The following is a 1,607-nucleotide window of genomic DNA, read 5'->3' as shown; positions in this document are numbered from 1 at the left end:
GGGATCGCTATCGGCGAGGATGGCCGAACTCAGGGCGCGATTGGCGTCGTAGGCGGCCATGAAGCAGCCCGGGTCTCCAAAGCACCCTTCGATGGCGATGCCGAGACGCCCGAACCCGGCCATGCGCGGGAGGCGCTCGGGTGATAGTGTCGGCAGCATGGCCAGCGCAAAAGACATCAGGTTGAGCAGTGCGCCGAACATTGAACCGCGCCGGGTTTGTCGGAGGCCCCAACTCCTGAGAGGAAGGGTCTATGACGAGCAAGACGACGAACAAGTTCTCGCCTGAGGTTCGCACCCGCGCGGTGCGGATGGTGCTGGAACACGAGAAGGATCACCCGTCGCGGTGGGCGGCGGTAGTATCGATCGCGGCGAAGATCGGCTGTTCCGGGCAGACGCTCAACGAATGGGTGAAGAAAGCCGAGGTGGACAGCGGCATGCGCGGTGGTGTGCCGAGTGACGTCGCGGAGCGGATGAAAGCCTTGGAGCGCGAGAATCGCGAACTGCGTCAGGCGAACGAGATCCTTCGCAAGGCGTCCGCCTATTTTGCGATGGCGGAGCTCGACCGCCGAGCGAAGTGATGGTGTCGTTCATTGACGCGCACCGCGCGATGTACGGGGTCGAGCCGATCTGCCGGGTACTGCCGATCGCCCCATCCACCTACCATGCCCATGTTGCCAGAAGGATGGAGCCGACCAGGCGGTCGGCTCGGGCTCGGCGGGACGACGTGCTTCGACCGGAGGTGCGCCGCGTGTTCGAGGAGAATTTCCGCGTCTATGGCGTCCGCAAGATCTGGCGGCAGCTGCGCCGCGAGGGGTTCGACGTCGCCCGATGCACCGTTGCCCGGTTGATGCGGGCGATGGGCTTGGTAGGCGTGATCCGCGGCAAGCCGGTGCGCACCACCGTCAGCGACAAGGCGGCACCATGCCCGCTCGATCGGGTGAACCGCCAGTTCCGTGCTCCGGCGCCGAACATGCTGTGGGTGTCGGACTTTACCTACGTGGCGACCTGGGCCGGGTTCGTCTACGTGGCGTTCGTCATCGACACCTATGCCCGTCGGATCGTCGGCTGGCGGGCCAGCCGGAGCGCCCATGCCGGCTTCGTCCTCGATGCGCTCGAGCAGGCGCTGCACGATCGCCGTCCTGCGCGAGGTGCTGGCCTTGTCCACCACTCGGACCGCGGCAGCCAGTACGTGTCCATCAAATACACCGAACGCCTCGCAGAAGCAGGCATCGAGCCCTCCGTCGGCAGCGTCGGAGACAGCTATGACAATGCCTTGGCCGAGACGATCAACGGCCTGTACAAGGCTGAAGTCATCCATCGACGCGGGCCATGGCGTAGCTTCGAAGCCGTCGAATACGCTACCCTCGAATGGGTCGACTGGTTCAACCATCGCCGGCTACTCGAGCCCATCGGCAACATCCCGCCTGCCGAAGCCGAAGCGAACTACTATGCTGCCGCCGAGCAGATCGATATGGCGGCGTGACTAACATCCAATGGCCTCCGGCAAACCCGGCGCGGTTCAGCTCTTACCCAGCGCTAGCGCTGTCACTGCTTCGTACCGCTGCCCCCATACTAGAAATGACCCTTAGCTGACTCGTGAAATGTCC

Annotated in this window: 2 protein-coding genes and 1 other annotated feature; of the genes, one reads left to right on the top strand and one right to left on the bottom strand. The window is 64.3% G+C overall.

Annotation, left to right across the window (positions count from 1 at the left end):
* On the bottom strand, nucleotides 1-201 hold a 201-nt coding region (locus ACOJSI_RS14900; protein WP_420139083.1), incomplete at its 3' end, for a hypothetical protein.
* A gap of 50 nt (nucleotides 202-251) precedes the next feature.
* On the opposite strand from ACOJSI_RS14900, the gene ACOJSI_RS14895 reads away from it, so the two are divergent.
* Nucleotides 252-1,483, top strand: a protein-coding gene (locus tag ACOJSI_RS14895) for an IS3 family transposase (RefSeq protein ID WP_420139082.1) whose coding sequence is annotated in 2 segments (ribosomal slippage) — nucleotides 252-543 and nucleotides 543-1,483 — 1,233 coding nt in all. Because the reading frame shifts where the segments join, the coding sequence is not laid out codon by codon here.
* Nucleotides 536-652, top strand: a sequence feature (AL1L pseudoknot). It overlaps the preceding gene by 117 nt.
* Nucleotides 1,484-1,607 lie beyond the last annotated feature (124 nt).

The organism is Sphingomonas sp. (assembly GCF_048595155.1).
Classification (GTDB): Bacteria; Pseudomonadota; Alphaproteobacteria; order Sphingomonadales; family Sphingomonadaceae; genus Sphingomonas_I.
This window is presented reverse-complemented; position numbering and strand designations above follow the sequence as displayed.